General features: G+C 57.6%; 19 protein-coding genes and 3 pseudogenes. 8 read left to right on the plus strand and 14 right to left on the minus strand.

Going from position 1 to position 20,285, the window contains the following annotated elements; translation table 11 throughout:
- Positions 1 to 71 precede the first annotated feature (71 nt).
- Both AB3226_RS24950 and AB3226_RS24955 read left to right on the plus strand, forming a co-directional pair.
- Positions 72 to 617 (plus strand): murein L,D-transpeptidase family protein, encoded by a 546-nt coding sequence (locus tag AB3226_RS24950; RefSeq protein ID WP_367375024.1) that lies wholly within the window; start codon positions 72 to 74, stop codon positions 615 to 617.
- A gap of 98 nt (positions 618 to 715) precedes the next feature.
- Positions 716 to 1,303 (plus strand): annotated as a pseudogene (locus AB3226_RS24955) (DUF1016 N-terminal domain-containing protein); the annotation flags it as partial.
- A 164-nt stretch (positions 1,304 to 1,467) separates the two neighbouring features.
- On the opposite strand, the gene AB3226_RS24960 reads toward AB3226_RS24955, so the two are convergent.
- From AB3226_RS24960 to AB3226_RS24990, 7 genes are all read right to left on the minus strand, one after another.
- Positions 1,468 to 2,406, minus strand: coding sequence for an SdiA-regulated domain-containing protein (locus tag AB3226_RS24960; protein WP_367375025.1), 939 nt, complete (start codon positions 2,404 to 2,406; stop codon positions 1,468 to 1,470).
- Positions 2,403 to 3,923, minus strand: a complete 1,521-nt coding sequence (locus tag AB3226_RS24965; RefSeq protein ID WP_367375026.1) for an ArnT family glycosyltransferase — start codon at positions 3,921 to 3,923, stop codon at positions 2,403 to 2,405. Before AB3226_RS24965 ends, AB3226_RS24960 begins: the two co-directional genes overlap by 4 nt.
- Before the next feature lie 3 nt (positions 3,924 to 3,926).
- Entirely contained in the window at positions 3,927 to 4,205 is a 279-nt protein-coding gene (locus AB3226_RS24970) for a lipid-A-disaccharide synthase N-terminal domain-containing protein (protein ID WP_367375027.1), read from the minus strand.
- Positions 4,202 to 4,942, minus strand: coding sequence for a glycosyltransferase family 2 protein (locus AB3226_RS24975; RefSeq protein WP_367375028.1), 741 nt, complete (start codon positions 4,940 to 4,942; stop codon positions 4,202 to 4,204). Before AB3226_RS24975 ends, AB3226_RS24970 begins: the two co-directional genes overlap by 4 nt.
- Positions 4,943 to 4,988: 46 nt before the next feature.
- Positions 4,989 to 5,966, minus strand: coding sequence for an NAD-dependent epimerase (locus AB3226_RS24980; RefSeq protein WP_367375029.1), 978 nt, complete (start codon positions 5,964 to 5,966; stop codon positions 4,989 to 4,991).
- A 264-nt stretch (positions 5,967 to 6,230) separates the two neighbouring features.
- Positions 6,231 to 7,019 (minus strand): alpha/beta hydrolase, encoded by a 789-nt coding sequence (locus tag AB3226_RS24985; RefSeq protein ID WP_367375030.1) that lies wholly within the window; start codon positions 7,017 to 7,019, stop codon positions 6,231 to 6,233.
- A 96-nt stretch (positions 7,020 to 7,115) separates the two neighbouring features.
- Positions 7,116 to 7,376 (minus strand): hypothetical protein, encoded by a 261-nt coding sequence (locus tag AB3226_RS24990; RefSeq protein WP_367375031.1) that lies wholly within the window; start codon positions 7,374 to 7,376, stop codon positions 7,116 to 7,118.
- Here AB3226_RS24990 and AB3226_RS24995 point away from each other — a divergent pair.
- Complete coding sequence (locus AB3226_RS24995) at positions 7,375 to 8,193, plus strand: aldo/keto reductase (protein WP_367375032.1); 819 nt, start codon at positions 7,375 to 7,377, stop codon at positions 8,191 to 8,193. The two genes, AB3226_RS24990 and AB3226_RS24995, sit on opposite strands and share 2 nt — an antisense overlap.
- A gap of 154 nt (positions 8,194 to 8,347) precedes the next feature.
- Here AB3226_RS24995 and AB3226_RS25000 read toward each other — a convergent pair whose 3' ends face one another.
- From AB3226_RS25000 to AB3226_RS25020, 5 genes and pseudogenes are all read right to left on the minus strand, one after another.
- Positions 8,348 to 10,168, minus strand: a complete 1,821-nt coding sequence (locus AB3226_RS25000) for a DAHL domain-containing protein (protein WP_367375033.1) — start codon at positions 10,166 to 10,168, stop codon at positions 8,348 to 8,350.
- Positions 10,169 to 10,333: 165 nt separating this feature from the next.
- Entirely contained in the window at positions 10,334 to 12,160 is a 1,827-nt protein-coding gene (gene ftsH / locus AB3226_RS25005) for an ATP-dependent zinc metalloprotease FtsH (protein ID WP_367375034.1), read from the minus strand.
- A gap of 78 nt (positions 12,161 to 12,238) precedes the next feature.
- A pseudogene (locus tag AB3226_RS25010) lies at positions 12,239 to 12,337 on the minus strand (metal ABC transporter ATP-binding protein); the annotation flags it as partial.
- Positions 12,338 to 12,449: 112 nt separating this feature from the next.
- A pseudogene (locus tag AB3226_RS25015) lies at positions 12,450 to 12,536 on the minus strand (Hsp20/alpha crystallin family protein); the annotation flags it as partial.
- Between the two features lie 61 nt (positions 12,537 to 12,597).
- A complete protein-coding gene (locus tag AB3226_RS25020; protein WP_367375035.1) occupies positions 12,598 to 13,494 on the minus strand; it encodes a DMT family transporter in 897 nt (298 codons plus the stop codon).
- Between the two features lie 88 nt (positions 13,495 to 13,582).
- Between AB3226_RS25020 and AB3226_RS25025 the strand changes: the two genes are divergently transcribed.
- The gene (locus tag AB3226_RS25025) at positions 13,583 to 14,914 is read left to right on the plus strand and encodes a PLP-dependent aminotransferase family protein (RefSeq protein WP_367375036.1); all 1,332 of its coding nucleotides are present in this window, start codon (positions 13,583 to 13,585) and stop codon (positions 14,912 to 14,914) included.
- Here the strand turns inward: AB3226_RS25025 and AB3226_RS25030 are convergent.
- A complete protein-coding gene (locus tag AB3226_RS25030; RefSeq protein WP_367375037.1) occupies positions 14,905 to 15,783 on the minus strand; it encodes a LysR substrate-binding domain-containing protein in 879 nt (292 codons plus the stop codon). The two genes, AB3226_RS25025 and AB3226_RS25030, sit on opposite strands and share 10 nt — an antisense overlap.
- Positions 15,784 to 15,899: 116 nt before the next feature.
- Here AB3226_RS25030 and AB3226_RS25035 point away from each other — a divergent pair, with 116 nt between their 5' ends.
- The 4 genes from AB3226_RS25035 to AB3226_RS25050 all read left to right on the plus strand — a co-directional run bounded on the left by AB3226_RS25035 (position 15,900) and on the right by AB3226_RS25050 (position 19,371).
- Positions 15,900 to 16,325: a VOC family protein gene (locus AB3226_RS25035; RefSeq protein WP_367375038.1), complete on the plus strand. Its 426-nt coding sequence runs from the start codon at positions 15,900 to 15,902 to the stop codon at positions 16,323 to 16,325.
- 113 nt (positions 16,326 to 16,438) lie between these two features.
- Positions 16,439 to 17,698: a cation:dicarboxylate symporter family transporter gene (locus tag AB3226_RS25040; protein WP_367375039.1), complete on the plus strand. Its 1,260-nt coding sequence runs from the start codon at positions 16,439 to 16,441 to the stop codon at positions 17,696 to 17,698.
- A 64-nt stretch (positions 17,699 to 17,762) separates the two neighbouring features.
- Entirely contained in the window at positions 17,763 to 18,908 is a 1,146-nt protein-coding gene (locus AB3226_RS25045) for an alkene reductase (protein WP_367375040.1), read from the plus strand.
- Between the two features lie 82 nt (positions 18,909 to 18,990).
- Positions 18,991 to 19,371 (plus strand): nuclear transport factor 2 family protein, encoded by a 381-nt coding sequence (locus AB3226_RS25050; protein WP_367375041.1) that lies wholly within the window; start codon positions 18,991 to 18,993, stop codon positions 19,369 to 19,371.
- A gap of 98 nt (positions 19,372 to 19,469) precedes the next feature.
- Here the strand turns inward: AB3226_RS25050 and AB3226_RS25055 are convergent, their stop codons facing one another.
- Positions 19,470 to 20,159, minus strand: a complete 690-nt coding sequence (locus AB3226_RS25055) for a hypothetical protein (protein ID WP_367375042.1) — start codon at positions 20,157 to 20,159, stop codon at positions 19,470 to 19,472.
- Positions 20,160 to 20,285 lie beyond the last annotated feature (126 nt).

Below are 20,285 nucleotides of genomic sequence, written 5' to 3' on the forward strand. Positions count from 1 at the left end.
CTTTTATCCAAAAGGCAGAGAAGGGCACCCCCTGACTGGCTGATCACCACCGTTTCTTGACAGGATTGGACATGCTAAAGCGCTTAACGCTTTCTGGGTTATTTCTACTGATATTGGCATTTGGATATACGACCATCATGGGCCGTTTGGGCGGAGGTCCCGCTCCAACGTTGGCGCTTGATCAGCCAAACAAACAGGCTGATTTGATAACCGTCAATAAGCAGGAAAGGCGGATGTTCCTATGGCGGGAAGGTGCGGTACTGGCCGAATATCGTATAGCGCTTGGAGCTGCGGCGAATGACGGCGCAAAGCAACAAGAGGGGGATGAGAAAACACCTGAAGGACGTTATTTCATCGATTGGCGCAATCCAAAATCGATGGCGTACCTGAGCTTGCACATTTCATATCCGAATCCAGAGGACGAAGCATCGGCTCGTCAAAAGGGGTATTCGCCAGGCGGCAATATCATGATTCATGGTCTGCCCAATGGATGGGGGTGGCTTGAACCGCTTCATCATCTGTGGGACTGGACCGATGGTTGCATTGCAGTAACCAATAGCGAAATGCGAAAAATCTGGACGTTGGTGCCGGACAGGACGCCGATTGAAATCAGATAGGAGCGGACACTGTTTCACGCCGAAACACTTCGTGATTTTTATTGTTTCAAGGTGAGGAGTACTAGAGAAGGTCGTCTACTAAAAAGGAACGCCTTCACGTGAATGACCTCAGCGCTACTGCTCCGTCCGTTGGTGCAAGCTTTAACGAAATCACGCAACTGATTATCACTGCCCGGCAGCGAGCGGTGCAGGCAGTCAACACAGAGTTGATTGAACTGCATTGGCAGGTCGGGGCTTACATCAGCCGAAAGATCGAAGCGGCGGAGTGGGGGGATGGAGTGGTCGCTCAATTGGCTACTCACCTCGCGTGTACTCAACCGGGATTGCGCGGTTTTACCAGAGCCAATCTCTTTCGCATGCGCAAGTTTTACGAGGCATACAGACATGACGCAATTGTCGCAGCACTGCTGCGACAATTGCCCTGGACCCAAAACCTGATCATTCTCAACCAAAGCAAACGCCCGGAAGAACGTGCGTTTTACCTGCGCATGGCGATTCAGGAGAAGTGGTCGAGCCGGGAGCTCGAGCGCCAGTTCAAAGCCGCATTATTCGAACGTAGCGTCATCAATCCCGCAAAAGTCTCATCGTTGATGAGGCAAACACATCCCGAAGCCTTGAGCGTGTTCAAGGACACCTACATGGTCGAATTTCTCGACTTGGCGCAAGGTCATGTCGAGGCTGAGCTGAAGAGTAAACCAGTGGTTATATATGAGGGTGTTCTTGCGGGCCTCATCGCGGGCAAGCCCGCTCCCACAGGTATCTGCTTTGACCAAAAGATTTGTGAACGACACCGATCACTGTGGGAGCGGGCTTGCCCGCGATGAGGCCGGCCCATCCAACACAAAACTCATTAATTATTCTGCTGATTCTCCGCCACAGCGGCCTTCGATTTGCTGAACCGGTAGAACAGATTGGGCTCGCTCACAATGTAAAGCTCGCCGTCGGCGTCCATGGTCATGCCTTCGGCTTGCGGTATGTTCTTTTCGAGGTCATCCGTCAGGCCGAGCAGTGAGCGGATGCTGACGAAGTTACCTTTCTCGTCGAGTTCGGTCACGTTGTCGGACTGCTCGCTCAGTATCAGCAAGTGACCGGTCCGCGGATCGTAGTAACCCTCCGAAAGATCCATGCCGAAGACGCTGCGGTCGATCCAGTTCGTCAAGTCCTTGATGCGCACCTGCAACGAGCCGTCGATGGAAGCCAGCATGCCCGTGACCGAATACAGCTGCCGCGGATCGCGTTCCTTGATCGCGAAGACACGATCATTGACCGGATCATACGTCACGCCTTCAAAGCCCTTGTTGTGTTCGCTCAGGTTGATCTCGATGGCGAGAAACGGTGCATTTTCCGCATGGATGGGTTCAGGGGTACTCGGCAAGGTGACGACGTACAGTCGCTGCAACATTTCATCGGCGATCACCACTCGCCCCTTACCCAGGTAGGCAATGCCTTCGGTGTCCTGGAACCCGATCAGCGGATAACGTTCGAGCAGATCGCCGTTACGGCTCAGCGCGACAATCGACATGGAAGAACTATTGGTGATCCCCAACAGACGATCCCGGTCCGGGTCATAGGTGATGCCGGACAAATCGGTGACGCTCGCAATAGGCTTGGCCTGGACCACGGCTTTATAATCCGGCAACCAGATGTTTTTGTCCGGCGCCTGATTGCCGTGCCAGCGGTTTTGCCAGTGTGCGTACAGCTGCTGGCGGACCATGAAATATGCGGAAACCGCGTAGGCGCCAAGCAGTACAACAATGAAAAATATTCCAGTTCTCCATCTCTTGCTCATGACTTTTCCTTGTCCCAGCTGAAGCGATAGACCTTGGGCGGCTGTCCGGGATGGCAACGTCCGTTATCGGCATCGGCGCCTACAATCGACCACTGCGCACGAGACGTTTCGCCCAGCGGATGGGCCGCTTGAGGATTGAAACACTGGCTCAACACTGCGCCCGGGACCAAGGCGTACGCCTCACGGTGGTCACGCAACCACTGCGCTGCTTGTTCGACCGAGGAGTTTCTGACGCCAAAATGCACGATCGGCTGTCGGGCGAATAACCAGTGGCCCTCGCGCCAGTTGACCAACACCAGGTCGGCGCCATGGGTCATGGTCGCTGCCTGCGCCATGATCGCTTCATGGGGGTTGGAACCGTCCTTTATCGGCTCGACGAAACCGCGGGCGAACCACAGAACAAACCAGGTCACCACCAGCCCCTGGAATATTCGCCGACCGCGCGGGCGTTTGCCGAACCAACGCTTGAGCAACCAGGGAATCAGCGGCGCTGCCACCAGCACCAGCCCTGGCAGCGCCGGATAGATGTACAACTTGCGTTTGCCGCTGCTCAGGCAGAAAAACAGCACCACCAGCACGACCCAGCCCAGCAGCACCAGCACTCGACCGTCGTGTTTGCGCAGTTGTCTGCGCCAGGCCGGCACCAGCCACGGCAGGGCCAGAACCAATGGCAGCCAATATTGCGGGATCACGTGGACGAAGAAATACCAGAATGGTTCGCGGTGGTCCCACGCGGCGGCATAGCGTCCCGCCGTCTGGCGCAGCAGGATTTCTCGCGCATAGGCGACTTCTTCCGCAGTGCCATTGAGCACAATGGAAAGCGCCAGGGGCAGCAGCCAGATTGCGATGGCGCCGAGCGCGATCAGCAAGCCGAGGAACCACTTGCGCTTCTCGCCGGGCATGGCCACTACACCGGACCAGTTTTTGCGTACCGCGTAGGCATACGGAATCAGCATCAGGACCGGGACGAAGCCAACCCCTTTGGTGATCACGCCAATGCCCATGGCGGCGCAGCCCACATAGAACCAGCGCCAGGCGGGGCCGAGCAGCAGGTGCCGAGCCAGCCCATACAGGCCCAGCGACGTGAACAGAATCAACAGGCTGTCGATCTGCCCGGTTCGCAGGATGCTGTACGTCTGATAAGTCGCCAGATATAACAGCGCCGCCGTCCGGCCGATGCGCTGATTCCATAATCTGCGGCCCAGATCGTAGACCATGGCCGTGACCGTCGCGGCCGACAAAAGCCCCGGAATATAAAGGGCGAGGGCAGGCAGGCCGGTGAGCCACGCGAAGAACGCCACCGTCCACATAAAGATCGGTGGCTTATCGCCGTATATCTCTGCGGCGCGGTGTGGGATGAACCACGCGCCGTTGTGCAGCATTTCCAGTGCCACGCCGAGGAAGCGTTCCTCGTCCACATTCTGCGGTTGACGCAGCCCCAGCCCGGCGCCGATCAATAGCAAGGCAAGCAGCATCAAGCCCAGGCATTCGATCCCGGGCGACAGGGTTTTGCGCATGGCTCAGTCCTTTAAATGTCTGCTGCGAGCAATCAATTGCAAGTTGCGCAAATAGACGATGGAGCCAAACGCCTGACCGACAATGAAGACCGGGTCTTCGCGGTAAATGGCATAAGCGAATAGCAGGGTGCTGCCGACGATACTCAGGTACCAGAAGCTCACCGGGATCACGCTGCGTTTCTTGTATTCGCTGTACAGCCACTGCAAGACGAAGCGACCGGTAAAGGCGATCTGGCCACCGAAGCCGATCACCAGCCACAGGGTTTCGCGGGAGAGGTTCATCCTTCGATCTCCTGTGCGTTGGTGTTCAACCGGGTGCGCTTGATCAGCCACCAAACGCCGAACAGGTCGAAAATGCCCACCAGGGCGCGGTCGATGTTGCCGTATTTGGACACCCCGGCCGTGCGGGGGCGATGATTGACCGGATGGACGATCATGCGGCCGTTGTGACGCTGGATCAGCGCGGGAATGAACCGATGCATATGGTCGAAGTACGGCAAGCGCAAAAATGCCTCGCGCTCGATTAGCTTCAGCCCGCAGCCGGTGTCCGGGGTCGCGTCGTTAAGCAGGCGACTGCGCAGGCCGTTGGCGAAACGCGAAGCCCAGCGCTTGCTTGCGGTGTCGCGGCGGTTGACCCGGTGCCCGGCCACCAACTGAACGTCGACCAGACCCTGTTCACCACGCACCAGCGCCAACATCCCGGGGATGTCCGCGGGGTCGTTTTGACCGTCGCCATCGAGTGTCGCCAGCCATTGGCCCCGGGCGTTGAGCGCCGCATGGTAGAGCGAGGTGCTTTGCCCCAGCGAACGCTCATGGCGCAGGATGCGCAATTCACTCAGGCCACTGTTTTTCATCTGCCGCAGCTCATGCAAGGTGGAGTCGGTGCTGCCATCGTCCACGACAATGATTTCGTAAGCCTCATCGGCCAATGCGGTGCGGATTTCCTCAAGTAACGGTTTGAGGTTGTTCGCTTCGTTTTTTGCTGGAATCAATACAGATACAAAAATGTCTTGGCTCATAGAGTCCCCTTTGCTCCTTGGTCTTTTATTATCAAGGGCTTACGTTTCATATCTGATAGAAGTGGCGATACCATTTCACAAATTCCGTCACGCCTGTTTCAACCGTCACCTGAGGGCGGAAATCGACCCACTCGGCCAATGCCGAAATATCGGCCCAGGTCTTGACCACATCGCCTGCCTGTAGCGGCATAAAGTTGCGTTGGGCTTTGATGCCCAGCGCCGATTCCAGGCAATCGACGAACTCCAGCAGCGGCACCGGTTGGCCACGGCCGATGTTGAAGATTCGGTTTGCGCCATCACCGGGCTCGCTCGGTACCGGTGGTTTTGAGCGCAGGCGAGCGATGCTTTCGATGATGTCGTCAATGTAAGTGAAGTCGCGCGACATCTGGCCATGGTTATAGATGTCGATCGGCAAGCCTTTGATGATCGCCTCGGTAAACTTGAACAGCGCCATGTCGGGGCGCCCCCAAGGCCCGTAAACGGTAAAAAAGCGCAGGCCGCTGGCCTTCAGGCCATAGAGGTGGCAGTAGCTGTGCGCCAACAGTTCATTGGCTCGTTTAGTGGCGGCATACAGCGAAATGGGATGATCGACGGCGTCTTCGACGCTGAACGGCATTTTGCGGTTGGTGCCGTACACCGAGCTGCTCGAGGCATAGATCAGATGCGCGGGGCGGTGGTGCCGGCAGGCTTCCAGAATATTCAGGAAACCCACCAGATTCGACTGCGCATAGACGTCCGGGTTGTCCAGCGAATAGCGAACGCCCGCCTGCGCCGCCAGGTGCACAACCTCGGTGAAAGCATGGTCTTTGAACAACGCCATCAAGGCTGGTTTATCGACGATGTCCAGGTGCTGGAAACGAAAGCCCGGCAAGGATTCCAGCTCCTTGAGCCGTGCATGCTTGAGTTCCACGCTGTAGTAGTCGTTTAGATTGTCGATACCGACCACTTCAAGGCCTTCGCGACACAAACGCTTGACGGTGTGATACCCGATGAAACCGGCGGCGCCCGTGACCAGAACTGTCATGAGGCCCGCGCCTTTGCGCGACCAATCTCCGCCGTGCACAAAGGAGGCCTTTGCATGACATTCACCCCTGAGTGCGTGCTGATCAGCGTATGTGTTTGGGTCGATACCACCGTTGGCTCCATGCCTCTTGCTCCATTGCCCTGTCAAAAGTCTGCGCGGCGCTTATCTTGAGCCGCCGCGCCTGCAGACACGCATAACGTGCCTGCGGCGTTGTAAAAAAAACGTTAAGCAATCATGTCGTTTTTGTGACCGTGCTTTAGGCCCTCACAACGCGGCACCCATCTGCTTGAGGTACTGCGGGCTCTCGGATATCGAATTGTGGCCCGTGCCCGGTATCACCTGCAGCGAGGCCACGCCCTTGGCGAAATGTGTGTAGAGCTTTTCCGTGCTTGAGCGCGGTATGACTTCATCGTGCTCGGCGGCAATCAACAGCGTCGGTACGGTGATGTGGGCGGCGTATTTCCAGGATTCGAACTTGTCCCGAAGCAGCCACTTCACCGGGAACCAGCGGAATTGGCGGGCAGCGAGGTCTTCAAGGCTGTTGTAGGGCGTGATCAGAATCAGCCGCGAGGCCGGGCGTTGGCTGGCCAGGCGCACGGCAACGCCCGAACCCAGACTGCGCCCGATCACGGCGATAGAGGGATGGGTGTTGTAGACCATGTCGAACAAGCTCATGGCATCGCGCTGAATCGCTTCTTCGGACGGCGACCCGGAACTGCCACCGTAGCCTCGGTAATGCAGCAAATAGATCGCATGATCGGCAAACGCCTGCGAAAAGTCGGGCAGGCTGCGGGAAACGTCCTCGGCATTGCCGCCGAAGTAGATCAACGCCTTCGGGCCGTCGTGCGGCCTGACGGTCACCAGCACCTGCGCATCGGCGACTTGCAACGTCAGCAGCGTTTCGGGCGCGTCGATGGCGCGGGGTTGCGGGTAGTAGATCAGGGCGCGTTGAAATACGAACAGTGCGACGCAGAGCACCAGGTACGCAATGGCAATGAAAGCGAAGAGAAACACCAGGGTTCGCGACATTCGGCTAAGTTTAGTGGACAACATTGACTGCTTTAGGCCTTGAGACAGCTATTGCTTGAGTGCCGCCAAAGTGTAGTTCAGCAATTTCAGCTGTACAGGAGAGGTACCAATGCCAGTCAGCTAAGGTGAGGAACCTGTGGGAGCGGGCTTGCCCGCGAAGACGGCATCACAGTCAACATTGATGTCGCCTGACACACCGCTTTCGCGGGCAAGCCCGCTCCCACAGGGATTGCGCTTCACTGACTGGCATTGGTCTTTGCCTATGATTGTTTTCAGCCGCAGAAAAATACTCACGCTGGCTGCTGGTGTTTCGGCAGTCTTCACCTTCGATCCGGCCTTTGCCGCATCGGCGTCGTCGACGGAAACAGGAGGCAAGAACATGCTGACCCGAGCCATTCCTTCCAGCAACGAGCCGTTACCCATGGTCGGGTTGGGCACGTATCGCGGCTTTGATGTCGCGCCTTCCGACACCGCCTACAAGCAACTGCCCGCCGTGCTCATCGCGTTGTTTGAGAAAGGCGGCACAGTGATCGACAGTTCGCCCATGTACGGTCGCGCCGAGCAGACGACCGGTGAGTTGCTGTCAATCCATCGGCCTCGCTCGCCTGCGTTTCTGGCCACCAAGGTCTGGACTCAGGGGCGCGAAGAAGGCATCGCGCAGATGGAGCAGTCGTTCAAGCTGTTGCAGACCGACCGTATCGATCTGATGCAGATTCACAACCTGCTGGACTGGAAAATCCACCTGCCCATTCTGCGCCAATGGAAGGCAGAAGGGCGCATCCGCTACATCGGCATCACCCATTACACCGCGTCGGCCTACGACGAAGTGGAGGCCGTGTTGAAAGCAGAGCCGCTGGATTTTTTGCAGATCAACTATGCCCTGGACGATCGTGGCGTCGAGAAACGAATCCTGCCGCTGTGTCGCGAACGTGGCGTGGCGGTGATCTGCAATCGGCCTTTCGGCGGCGGTGGCTTGCTCACTCGATTGAAAGGCAAACCGCTGCCGGGATGGGCCGCGCAAGTGGGAATCAATAGTTGGGCGCAACTGGCGCTCAAGTTTCTGCTGGCTCATCCGGCGGTGACCTGCGTCATCCCCGGCACGGGCAACCCGCGCTACATGGCGGAAAACGCCGGTGCGGGTTTCGGCCCGATGCTCACGGATGCGCAGCGCCAACAGTTGATGGTTTTGGTGGGGTAGGCTCGTTGGCGTGATGGCGGGGCGACTAATGCCAGTGAGTAAAACCACAATCCCTGTGGGAGCGGGCTTGCTCGCGAAGGCGGTGTGTCAGGCAACATTAATGTCGACTGACACTCCCTCTTCGCGGGCAAGCCCGCTCCCACAGGTTCTGCGCTTAACTGACTGACATTCCAGCGGTCGACAATGCGTCGGCAGTCTCCAGCGGTATCTCCAGCGTGAAAACCGCGCCATGCCCCGGTCCATCGCTGTGAACGCGAAGATGCCCGTTCATCTCTACCGCCGCGAGCGCGCAACTGTGCAGTCCAAAACCATGACCTTCCTTGCGGGTGGTGAAGCCGTGATTGAAGATGCGGGTCATGTTCTCGGCAGCGATGCCTTCGCCCTGATCCTCAACGCTGAGGCGCAACGTTGCGTTATCGATAATCTTGACGCCCAGCGTCATATGGCGTTGGCGGTCGCTGACCTTGGACATTGCATATTTGGCATTACTGATCAGGTTGATCAGGATCAACAGCAGTCGGTGTTTGTCGCCGATGATCGTTGGCGTGTCCTGGTAGTCCTTGGTGACTACGACATGGTGCCGACTCAAGGCGCCGGAATTCATGCGTAACGCATCTTCAAACAGATCAACGATGTTCAATGGTTCGACCAGCCTGGCGGCGCCAGCATAGGCCTGTTGAGTGGCAACGATGTCCTTGATGTGATCGATGCTTTTGGTGAGTTGTGACAGTTCATCAACGATGCTCGATTGCTCGGCCGCGATGGAGTCGACCAGTTGATTGAGGTAAAGGGGAAGCAATTTGCCTTTTTCATCGAACGTGATGAACTGCCCCAGGTCTTCGGCATGCTCGTTCATCATGTTCACCGCTTTACCCAGGCCAAGGGTTTTGCTGGTCGCCAATTTGCGGGTGATCACATCTGCCGAGACGTTAACGCTGTTCAGCACATTGCCGACGTTGTGCAGCACATTGGTCGCGATTTCCGCCATGCCGGCCATCCGCGCGGCTTCGACCAGTTCGCGCTCGGCTTCCAACAGTTCGCGGGTGCGTTCTTCAACGCGTTGTTCCAGCCGTTCGTTTGCCGTTTGCAACTCATTGTTCATCTTGTTGATCAGGGCGTAGCTGCGAATCAGGCGGACGGCCAGGTACAACAACAGCAGCGCCATGATGCCGGCGCATATCCCGAGATAAAGGTGATATTGGCGGTCTGTCGCGCCGGTTCGCCGTTGTGTCTCGTTCAATAACTCGTTGATGCTGTCCAGTTGCTGTGCGACCGGAATCACACTGATGCGATCAAGCAGGTCATTGACGATGGGCTGCTCTCGAACGATCGCGTTCACAGCGCCTACAAAGGCAGTGAAAGGCGGGCGTTGTTCCGGCGGCAGTTGATTGATGTATTCATTCAGATCTTTCAGATGTCCGGATATTTCCTCAGCTCTTTCGTTGGAGACATAGAGGGCGTATTCAAGGGTGTCCAACGTAAGATCGAGCACCAGTGCGGCCGCCGCAAGATGCTCCACCGGGTGTTTGTCGTTGAAATCTTCCCGCAGCGCCTGGATGTCATCTTCCAGCTCAGGCAGGGCATCCAGTGAAGTTCGCAACACCGTGTTGTGCTGTTTGAATTGCTCAACCAATCGGGTTTTGTTTTCCACCGCATCCAGATAACCCTGCCGTCGAGACTCCCAAAGGGTCGAAAGCGGGCCGGTAGCGTTGAGGTGGTCGAGCTGCGCCCAACGCTGCTCTGCTTCAGGGTGCGCCACCAGAAGCAAATTGTTGTTTATGCCGATTTTGGCTCGCAGAATCTTCACGTTCCAGTTGGCATCGAACTGCTTGAGTTGGCGAACGAAGTCGCGGGACTCGAAGTAGGTCGATGTTTCGTAGGAATATGATTTGATCAGCAAAAATATCAGTACGCTGAAAAGTGTCAGCGCAATGGCGCCCAGGGCAGTCCATTTGTAATGATTGGAAAGCTTCATTGCGGCATTCCTCCCTGGGCCATCCTGAGAGAGAGGTTTTGCCAACGGTTAATGATTTCCATTTTTGCGCTCCCTGCAAAATGGCGATAATCACCACATTGTTTGTAAGCCTAGCGTTGTTGGCGAACAGTGCCGGAAAAAACACTAAATGGGGGATCAGTGGCGTCACGGTCGCGGCAATGCCGGGGGTGGCTTCAACGGCAGCAGAGGCGGGAACTCCTCGGGGGTGAGGGTTTCCTTTTCCAGCAACAGGCGGGCTCCCTCATCCAGATCGGCCCGGCGACTCGCAAGCAATGCCTTGGCGCGTTGGTAGGCTTCATCGAGCAGGGCGCGGATACCCAAGTCGATTTCCCGGGCGGTCTGTTCTGAATAATCCTTCTCGCCCACCGTGGCCATGCGGTCTCCCAGATACGTCGCGTTTTGCCGCTCCAGCACCGATTGTCCGAGTTCGGCGCTCATGCCGAACCGGGTGATCAATTGGCGGGCGATATCAGTCGCGCGGCCCAGATCATCGGCGGCCCCGGTGGATATCTGGCCATAGACAAGGTCCTCGGCGGCGCGCCCGGCCATCAGCACGACAATCCGGTCCTTGAGGGTCTGGCAACTGATCAGGAAATGATCCTCGGTCGGTCGCTGCAGGGTATAGCCGAGCGAACCGATGGCGCGGGGCACGATCGACACTTTATGCACCGGATCCATCGCTGGCAGCGTGCTGGCGGCCAGGGCATGCCCCATTTCGTGATAGGCCACGACCCGGCGCTCGTCGGGATCGAGCAGGCTGCTCTTGCGTTCGAGCCCCGCGATGAGGCGTTCTACCGCTGCGGTGAAATCGTTCAGACTGACCGCTTCGGCACCGCGCCGGGTGGCGACGATGGCTGCTTCGTTAACCAGATTGGCCAGGTCGGCGCCGGTGAAACCAGTGGTGATCTCGGCGATACGCGCGCCATCGAGCCCTGGCTCCACGGTGATTTTCTGCAGATGAACCTTGAGGATCGCCTCCCGCCCTTTGCGATCGGGGCGGTCGATCAGAATCTGCCGGTCAAAGCGCCCGGCTCGCAACAACGCCGGGTCGAGGACCTCTGGTCGGTTGGTCGCGGCCAGCAACACAACGCCTTCACGGGGATCGAAGCCATCCAGCTCGGCCAGTAACTGGTTAAGGGTCTGTTCCTTTTCGTCATTGCCGCCCAGCGTACCGACGCCGCGCATCTTGCCCAGCGCATCGAGTTCATCGATGAAGATGATGCAGGGCGCCGCCTGCCGTGCCTGTTCGAACAGGTCGCGTACCCGGGCCGCACCGACCCCGACGAACATCTCGACGAACTCGGAACCCGAGATCGAGAAAAACGGCACACCGGCTTCACCAGCGATGGCTTTGGCCACCAGCGTCTTGCCGGTGCCTGGCGGGCCGACCAGCAAGGTGCCCTTGGGAATGTGCGCGCCAAGGCGTGCGTATCGCTCCTTGTTCTTGAGAAACGAGACGATTTCCACCAGTTCGGCCTTGGCTTCGTCGATGCCGGCGACATCGGCGAAGGTCACGCCGGTGTCGCGTTCGACAAACACCTTGGCCCGGGACTTACCGACGTTCATCAGCCCGCCAAGCCCTTGTTTGTCCGCCATCCCGCGAAACAGGAAATTCCAGAACACCATGATCAGGACAAACGGCAACAACCAGCCCAACAGGCTGTTCATAAAGGTGTTTTCGGTGGTTCCGGTAAAACCGACGCCCGATTGAGAGAGTTCGGTCGCCAGCGCCGGATCGACCCGTATCGTGGAGAACCGATCGTGTCCGTCGATGGGCTCTTGCAACTTGCCGCTGATCTGGTCCTTATCGACCCTCAAATCACTGACTTTTTGCTCGTTCAACAGTTGCAGGAATTGGCTGTAGGGGAGGGGCTGCACGGCTTGGCGCTCGCCAAAGAATATCTGCATGAGGCTCAGCACGATAAAAGCGATCGCGAAGTAGGACAGGTTCCACTGCTCGTTCTTTTTCATGGCCTCGGCTCAGCGTGGGAACGCAGGGTCGTTCATAACGAGCCGCGCCCGCTTGATTGCCGGTCAGTTAAGGAACGAAACCTGTGGGAGCGGGCTTGCTCGCGAAAGCGGTGTGTCATTCAACATTGATGTTGGCTGACCCGGCGCCTTCGCGAGCAAGCCCGCTCCCACATGGATTAACTGACAGGCATTAGCCGCGCGCGCCCGGTTATTTTTTAGACCACATCAAGAAAGCCCCGTGCCGGCTTCCCGACAAGGGGCTTTTTTGCGCGAAGTACTGTCTGGGATCGTTGGACAATTTGATGTCGATATTTTCCTGATCCATGCCTGGCAATTCAGCGGTGATTTCGAAGCTTTCCTCCTTCTCGGTAATGTCCTAAGTAAGTATTCCTGCGGCCCCCAGGCCGACCAACAGTCGGTTTCTGACGGATAGCCGTCTACTTCGAGAATTTGCGCGCACCGACCACGCAAAGGATCACCGCAACGGTTACCCCCAACATGCCAAGGCTGACTTGCTCGTGCAGCAGCGTGGCCGCCAGCGCCAGGCCAAAAAACGGCTGTAGCAGCTGAAGTTGACCGACGGCGGCAATCCCGCCCTGGGCTAGCCCGCGGTACCAGAACACGAAGCCGAGAAACATGCTGAACAGCGAGACGTAAGCCAGACTGAACCATGCGGTCGGCGTTATTCCCGAGAGCGAAGGTGGGGCCAGATACCAGGTCAGCGGAATCATGACGGGCAGCGACAGCACCAGTGCCCAGGAAATCACCTGCCAACCGCCCAGTGTTCTGGAAAGCTTCGCCCCTTCGGCATAGCCCAATCCGCAGGCGAGGATGGCCAGCAACATCAGAATGTCCCCCGCAGGAGAGGCGGTCAGGCCTTGGGAGACGGCAAACCCCACCACCAGCAGGCTTCCCAGCACTGAGAAAAACCAGAAAACCGGCCGGGGGCGCTCGCCACCGCGCCAGACACCGAACGCTGCCGTGGCCAGTGGCAACAGGCCAACGAAGACGATGGAATGCGCGGACGTCACATATTGCAGCGCCAGCGCAGTCAGCAGCGGAAACCCGAATACAACGCCGAGCGCCACGATTGCCAGGGAGAGAAGCTGACGCTTGGCCGGTCGCTTTTCATTGAAAAGCAGCAGCATGCACAGCGCCAGAAGGGCAGCGATACTGGCCCGGGCAACCGTCAAAAAGACCGGGTCAAATTCCACAACGGCCACCCGTGTCGCGGGCAGCGAGCCGCTGAAAATGAGCACGCCAATGAACCCGTTGAGCCAGCCGCTCGCGACATTTTCCGTGGTGTGGTGTTGCAGATTCGATGTGCGTTCCATTGAGGACTCCCTTTATGCGGGTTGCATGGGAGGCATCGTATGGACGAAACTCAATACAATCAAAATATTGTCATGGATACACTTGCGCATGCCTCGTTCACGCTACAAATCACTGGTGGATGCGTTTGCGGCGGATATCCGCTCCGGGCGACTGTTGCCGGGCACGCGCTTGCCGACGCACCGTCAGTTGGCGGCAACCGAAGGGCTGGCTTTAGTGACGGCAACCAGGGTCTATGCGGAGTTGGAAGCCATGGGGCTGGTCAGCGGGGAAGCGGGGCGGGGGACATTCGTCAGGGAAACCTCGTGGTCACCCAACCAGGCTATCGACCAGCATGCCGTTGCCGCTGGCATGACGGACCTGAACTTCAATTACCCGGCGCTTCCCGGGCAGGCAGAACTGTTGCGAAATGCCCTGCGCCAACTCGCATCGGCCGGCGATCTGGAATCGCTGCTGCGCTATCAGCCACACGCGGGGCGCCCGCATGAGCGCGCCTCTGTGGCGCGCCATCTGCGCGTCCGGGGTTTGACGGTTGAGGCGGAGCAGGTGTTGATCGTCACTGGTGCCCAGCAGGGGCTGGCCGTGACGATGATGGCGCTGTTGCAACCCGGTGACGTGATTGCAGCGGACGCGTTGACCTATTCAGGATTCAAGGCCCTGGCCGACTCCCTGCACCTTGAAATCGTGCCTATTCCAGTGCTCGATCACGGCCCTGATCTGGAGGCGCTGGAAAACCTGTGCCGGCATAGACGCGTGCGGGCCATTTACACAATGCCGACCCTGCACAATCCGCTGGGGTGGGTGATGAGTGCCGATCAACGCGACTATCTGGTGACGATTGCGCGCCGGCATGAGCTGCTGATAATCGAGGACGCCGCTTACGCTTTCCTGGCGGAAAATCCCCCCGCACCGCTGGCGGCACTCGCCCCCGAGAGGACGGTTTACGTTTCAGGGCTCTCCAAGAGTGTGGCCACTGGATTGCGCGTCGGCTTCGTCGTCGCCCCCCTTCAACACGTGCCCGCGCTGGAGCGCACGATCAAAGCGACCACCTGGAACACCCCGGGCGTGATGACGGCAATTGCCACTGCATGGCTCGACGACGGCACCGTCCTGCAACTGGAAGCGCAAAAGCGCCAGGACGCGCAGGCCCGGCAAGTCGTGGCCGGCGAGGTACTGGCGGGGCTGCGCTGCATTCGTCATCCATCGTCGTATTTTCTTTGGTTGCCGTTGTCGGAAGACGCAAGGGCCGATCAGATCGCCATGGCGTTGATGCGCGAAAATGTGTCGGTTTCCACCGCCGAACCGTTTGCCACCTCGGCCAACGTTCCGCATGCGTTTCGCCTGGCGCTGGGCTCGGTGGAAATGGGCGCATTGAGGGAGGCGCTGGAAAAAGTGAAGTGGATGATTGGGGCTTATTCGTAACCGCTCTGAACCTGCTCAACGATCAGTTGGGCCAGTACCCGAACCGGCTCGGTAAAACTTTGCCGAGCCCGATGGACGAGGCCGATATCACGATGAAAGGTGTGTTGCCCCAGATCCAGCACGCGCACCCCGGCGGGCCAGTCCTGATTGGGCGCCGTCTGCGGCACCAGCGCTACACCGACGCCATTTTCGACCAGCTTGATAATGGCCTCCAATTCATCCAGCTCGCACACTTCACGCAAAGTGAAATGCATCTGCCGCAAGAAACGATCGACCTGCCTGCCGCCGAACGATGATCGGTCATACCGAATGAAGGGTTGGCTGCAAAGCAGTGCCGACCAGTCCTCTCCGGGCACATCGCGCGGAACGATCAGCCGGTAGGGCTCAAGTGCCAGGGTCGTCCAGCGCAGATCGCTTTGCAGCGAGAAGGGCGGACGGATGATCACCGCCATGTCGATCTCGCCGGCATCCACCAGATTGACCAACTCCATCGACAGACCGGGGATCACACGCGTTCGGCATTGCGGGCATTGTTGGTGAAATTTGGCGAGCGCGTCCGGCAAGAACGAGCGCTGCACGGAAGCGATGGCACCGATGTTTACCAACACGCTGGCTGGCAGCCCAACCGTGGTGGACCCCAGATTGTCATAAAGGCGAAGCAGCTCCTGCGCCTGCAGAAGTATCTGATGCCCCATCCTGTTCAAGTGAGCCGAGCGGCCCTTGCGGTCGAAAATCTGAAAACCCAGCTCGGCCTCCAAACGCTGCATCTGGGCGCTCACGGCGGCCTGGGTCAGCCCGATCCTGTTGCCCGCAGCGGCAAAGGTGCCTTCCCGCGCGACGGCGATAAGTGTTTTCAGTTCTTTGATCATTCACAAATATTAATTGTGTTTCTAAGAAATATATATTGATTTTTTTGCTTGGTCTGCGGCTCTACGATTAGCTCCGTAATCAAAAACAAAACCGATAAAACACCTTTGGAGTTCCGATGAGCCTTTCTCCTTTTCACCTGGCGATCCCTGTTTATGACCTCGCGGTGGCACGCACCTTTTACGGTGAAGTGTTCGGTCTGCAAGAGGGGCGCTCCAGCACGCAGTGGGTCGACTTTGATTTCTACGGTCACCAACTGGTTATCCATGAGCACCCAAAAACTGCTTCTCAGGAGAGTGTGCATAGCAATCCGGTAGACGGGCACGACGTCCCCGTCCCGCACTTCGGCATCATCCTGGAATGGCAGCAGTGGGAAGCCCTGGCCGAGCGCCTGAAGTCCTTTGGTACAGAGTTTGTGATTGAACCCTACATTCGATTCAAGGGGCAGGTCGGCGAACAAGCCACCATGTTCCTGTTCGATCCGTGTGGCAACGCACTTGAGTTCAAGGCGTTCAAGGATATGAGCCAGCTCTTCGCCAAGTAATAGAAGGAATGACACAACCTTGTTGTGCCATTCGAATTCAAATGAGCTGGAAGCTCATGACTCTAGCAACTGCTACGTAACGCAGTCCTTTCATTCCAACAAGAAGGCTAGACATGAAACGTATCCCTTTGGTTTGGCAAATAGTTGCCGGGCTGTTGCTTGGCGTGCTCGTCGGTTGGTACTTCAATACACACCCGCAGTATCAAGGCTGGATCAGTTCTGAAATCCTCAAACCCCTTGGCGATATCTTTATCAAGATGATGAAGATGGTCGTTGTTCCCATTGTCTTCTGTTGCATGATTCTGGGTATTGCCGGCGGTGGTGATAACAAGTCTTTTGGGCGCATGGGCATCAAGTCGCTGGGGTATTTCTTCGCGATTACCGGCCTGGCCATTGTGATGGGGTTGTGTTTCGCCAATATCTTCGAGCCCGGCACGGGTACCGATATTTCGGGCATTTCCCACAGTACCGCGTCGGTCAACATGGAGCCTTCGAAGGGCGCTCTCGTCATCCTGCAGAACATCGTTCCCGATAACGTTTTTGTCGCGATGTCGGAAGCAAAGTTGCTCTCGGTACTGTTCTTTGCCGTGCTGTTTGGCCTGGCATTGAACTCACTCCCCAGAGAAAAAAGCGCACCAGTAGTGGCGGTGGTTCAAGGCATCTCTGATGCCATGTTCAAGGTCGTCAGTATTGTCATGGCTTATGCGCCGATCGGGGTATTCGGCATGATCGGCGCTACCGTTGCGACCTTCGGATTTTCCTCGCTATTGCCTTTGCTCAAGTTGATCGGTGTGGTTTACCTGGCTCTGATTGTCTTTGCGCTGGTGGTGCTGGGCGGTATTTGCTACCTGATTGGCGAGAATATTTTCAAACTGATCAAGTATTTGCGTAATGAGTTGATTCTGGCGTTCTCCAGCGCCGCATCGGCGTCGGTCATGCCGCAGCTGATGAGCAAGCTGGAACACTATGGCGTGCCGCGCCGTATCGTCAGTTTTGTGGTGCCGGTGGGCTATGCATTCAACCTCGATGGCGCGTCGATCTTCCTCGGCGTGGCGACGATTTTTGTCGCGCAACTCTATGGGATCGATCTGTCGCTGTCCCAGCAGATACTGCTGGTGGTGACGATGGTGCTGACCTCCAAAGGGGCTGCCGGCGTCCCCGGATTCGCCATCATCATCCTGTCCGCCACCCTGGCGTCTGCCGGTCTTCCACTGGAAGGGGTCGCACTGATTGCCGGCATCTTCCGGATTATCGACAGCGGCACCACCACCCTGAACGTGCTGGGCAATGCGATTGCGCCCTTGGTCATCGCCAAGTGGGAAAAGGTCAGCATTGAGCCTTCAGGGGTTGCCCGAGTGGTGCAGAAAACCTAGCCATTGATAAAGAGCCGTCGGCCAACCCTGGGCGATGGCTCTGGTCTTTTATTCGAGGTAAAACATGACCGATAACAGCCTGAGAACCGATCTTTTTTCTGCGTGCCGAATGGGCGCATTCGATCTCCCCAACCGTATTGTCATGGCGCCAGTCACCCGTAGCCGCATGGGTGAAGACGGTGTGCCTGACGAACTGCATGCCACTTACTACGCCCAGCGGGCCAGCGCCGGACTGCTTATCAGCGAGGCCACCAATATTTGCGCCCAAGGTCGCGGCTATGCCATGACTCCTGGTATCTGGACGCCAGAGCAGGTGGTTGGTTGGAAGAAGGTGACCGATGCCGTCCATGCCGCGGGCGGTCGAATCGTTTGCCAGCTGTGGCACGTGGGACGCTTCTCCCACGTAGACCTGCAACCGGATGGCGGACTTCCGGTGGCGCCATCGGCGATCAAAGCCCAAGGCACCACCTACACCGCCAACGGCGTGGTTGAAGTGTCCATGCCCCGCGCTCTGGAGACATCGGAGATCCCGGGCATCATCGAGCAGTACAAGCACGCAGCCGCATGTGCAAAACGCGCAGGCTTCGACGGCGTTGAAGTTCACTCTGCCAACAGCTATCTGCTAGACCAGTTCTTGCGAGATTCCACCAATCAGCGCACCGACCAATACGGCGGTTCCATCGAGAACCGGACTCGGTTGACCCTCGAAGTCACCGAAGCCGTGGTCGCGATCTGGGGCGGCAACCGGGTTGGCATCCGCCTCTCGCCGGTGACGCCGGACGCGGGCAATACACAGCCCGACAGCAACGTCATGGCCACCTACGGCTATCTGATCAAGCGACTGAACGCGTTCCAACTGGCTTATCTGCATATCGTCGAAGGGGCCACCGCCACATCTCGCGATGTACCGGAAGGCATTGACCTGGACGCGCTACGGGCGTTGTTCGACGGCCCGTATATTGGCAACAACGGTTATGACCTTGATCTGGCCGTTTCGCGGCGCGCGCAAGGCAAGGTCGATGCCGTCGCATTCGGCCGACCTTTTATCGCCAACCCGGATCTGGTCGAGCGTCTGCGCTTTGGCTTCGAGTTGGTCGTTGCACACCGTGAGGCTTACTACGGCGGTGGGGCAGAGGGTTACACCGACTGGCCCACCACCGACGCTAGCGCTGAAAGTGCGCGGCCTCATCCCCGAAAAAGCGCCGGTTGAATGATTGCAGGCCGGCGCCTGGCAACAGCGCATGAGTGCGAAAAAACCAATTCAGTGTCAGTTACTTATCAGGAGTCATGCAATGAGCAGTCTTACTTACGTTCAGGAATACAACGCGATTGTCGAGGTGCTTAACCAGTACAACGAAGGTGGCGCGAAGGCCGATAGCGCGCTAATGAAGCCCGCCTTCAACGAGCAGGCCACGATGTTTGGTGTCGATGGCGACAAGCTCGTCGGCGGCGCGATCCAGAATCTCTACGACGTCATCGACACCGCATTCCGTCCGTCCCCGGAAGCCAAAGCCGCCATCGTGCGCATCGACATCGTCGGCACGGCGGCCAGTGCGCGGGTCGATACCGACAACGTATCGGGGTTGCGCTTCACCGACTTCTTCAACCTGCTGAAGGTAGAAGGCAAGTGGACCATCGTCAGTAAGATCTACCACACCCACCCGAGCGTCTGATCCCTCGGGTTGGTGACGTTACCGTTTGAAAAAAAGCCAGGAAGGTCCTCGACATCGAGGACTTTCCTGGAGCCGGTAAAGAGCCCTTATTCCAGCACCTAGCGCATTACAATCTCACTGAATTTGACGGTAAGCGCCTCATCATTCCCATCCCGAAACGCCAGTTTGATCGCAGGCGTTTTGCTCAGCTTGCTGTTGCTCTGCTGGAAGATCAGCGTAACGCGTGTCGGTACGTTGCGAATCAGCTGAAAGCGTAGCCGGGCGCTGTCCTCGACCTGGCCCACCCGGATCGACTCGAACTCAAGCGGACCGCCGGACTCGTCGAATAGCCGGGTGCCGTCATCGAAGCGAAAGCTGCGGTCCACGTTAAGGTTGGTCAGTTCAAATGTGCAGGTGGGCAAACGGCCGATATTTTCGCAACCCTCCAGTTCGATACGTACGTTATCCAGCACTTCCATGCGCTTGCCGAGCAGGTTGTTGCCTTCGTTTTCGACGATCTTGGTTTGCAGTTTGGCGAATTCGAAAGAGGGCTTGGCGTATTCGGTGCCCAGGATGAAAAAGCCGAAAGACAAGCCGGCAACCATGGAAAACTGCAATGCACCGCGGAGCATCGGCGTGAAGTTACGAATCTGCCAGCCGATTGAAACGGCCCCCAGAAACAGAAAGGTACTTACCAGCAACACGACGTTTTTCCAGCTGATGAAGCTGAAGCCGAACACGCTAGGGTCCGGCACGGCATAAGTGATCAACGCCCACATGGCGCCCAGCACGACACTGAGGCCTGCCATGCCGCGGGTGATCAATGAGGTGAATTTCTGAGTGCGGGTAAGCGATATTGCTGAATCTTGCGGAGATATCACAGTGCTGATTCCTTGTTCCGTAGCCGATCGTCCATCCTTGAAGGCGACTGTCAG

This window comes from Pseudomonas lini (genome assembly GCF_964063345.1).
Classification (GTDB): Bacteria; Pseudomonadota; Gammaproteobacteria; order Pseudomonadales; family Pseudomonadaceae; genus Aquipseudomonas; species Aquipseudomonas lini_B.

What these genes read in the sequence shown, in the direction of transcription:
- AB3226_RS24950 (WP_367375024.1), top strand. Translation starts at nt 72, where the DNA reads ATGCTAAAGCGCTTAACGCTTTCTGGGTTATTTCTACTGATATTGGCA.
- AB3226_RS24960 (WP_367375025.1), bottom strand. Translation starts at nt 2,406, where the DNA reads ATGAGCAAGAGATGGAGAACTGGAATATTTTTCATTGTTGTACTGCTT.
- AB3226_RS24965 (WP_367375026.1), bottom strand. Translation starts at nt 3,923, where the DNA reads ATGCGCAAAACCCTGTCGCCCGGGATCGAATGCCTGGGCTTGATGCTG.
- AB3226_RS24970 (WP_367375027.1), bottom strand. Translation starts at nt 4,205, where the DNA reads ATGAACCTCTCCCGCGAAACCCTGTGGCTGGTGATCGGCTTCGGTGGC.
- AB3226_RS24975 (WP_367375028.1), bottom strand. Translation starts at nt 4,942, where the DNA reads ATGAGCCAAGACATTTTTGTATCTGTATTGATTCCAGCAAAAAACGAA.
- AB3226_RS24980 (WP_367375029.1), bottom strand. Translation starts at nt 5,966, where the DNA reads ATGACAGTTCTGGTCACGGGCGCCGCCGGTTTCATCGGGTATCACACC.
- AB3226_RS24985 (WP_367375030.1), bottom strand. Translation starts at nt 7,019, where the DNA reads ATGTTGTCCACTAAACTTAGCCGAATGTCGCGAACCCTGGTGTTTCTC.
- AB3226_RS24995 (WP_367375032.1), top strand. Translation starts at nt 7,375, where the DNA reads ATGCTGACCCGAGCCATTCCTTCCAGCAACGAGCCGTTACCCATGGTC.
- AB3226_RS24990 (WP_367375031.1), bottom strand. Translation starts at nt 7,376, where the DNA reads ATGTTCTTGCCTCCTGTTTCCGTCGACGACGCCGATGCGGCAAAGGCC.
- AB3226_RS25000 (WP_367375033.1), bottom strand. Translation starts at nt 10,168, where the DNA reads ATGAAGCTTTCCAATCATTACAAATGGACTGCCCTGGGCGCCATTGCG.
- ftsH (WP_367375034.1), bottom strand. Translation starts at nt 12,160, where the DNA reads ATGAAAAAGAACGAGCAGTGGAACCTGTCCTACTTCGCGATCGCTTTT.
- AB3226_RS25020 (WP_367375035.1), bottom strand. Translation starts at nt 13,494, where the DNA reads ATGGAACGCACATCGAATCTGCAACACCACACCACGGAAAATGTCGCG.
- AB3226_RS25025 (WP_367375036.1), top strand. Translation starts at nt 13,583, where the DNA reads ATGCCTCGTTCACGCTACAAATCACTGGTGGATGCGTTTGCGGCGGAT.
- AB3226_RS25030 (WP_367375037.1), bottom strand. Translation starts at nt 15,783, where the DNA reads ATGATCAAAGAACTGAAAACACTTATCGCCGTCGCGCGGGAAGGCACC.
- AB3226_RS25035 (WP_367375038.1), top strand. Translation starts at nt 15,900, where the DNA reads ATGAGCCTTTCTCCTTTTCACCTGGCGATCCCTGTTTATGACCTCGCG.
- AB3226_RS25040 (WP_367375039.1), top strand. Translation starts at nt 16,439, where the DNA reads ATGAAACGTATCCCTTTGGTTTGGCAAATAGTTGCCGGGCTGTTGCTT.
- AB3226_RS25045 (WP_367375040.1), top strand. Translation starts at nt 17,763, where the DNA reads ATGACCGATAACAGCCTGAGAACCGATCTTTTTTCTGCGTGCCGAATG.
- AB3226_RS25050 (WP_367375041.1), top strand. Translation starts at nt 18,991, where the DNA reads ATGAGCAGTCTTACTTACGTTCAGGAATACAACGCGATTGTCGAGGTG.
- AB3226_RS25055 (WP_367375042.1), bottom strand. Translation starts at nt 20,159, where the DNA reads ATGGCAGGCCTCAGTGTCGTGCTGGGCGCCATGTGGGCGTTGATCACT.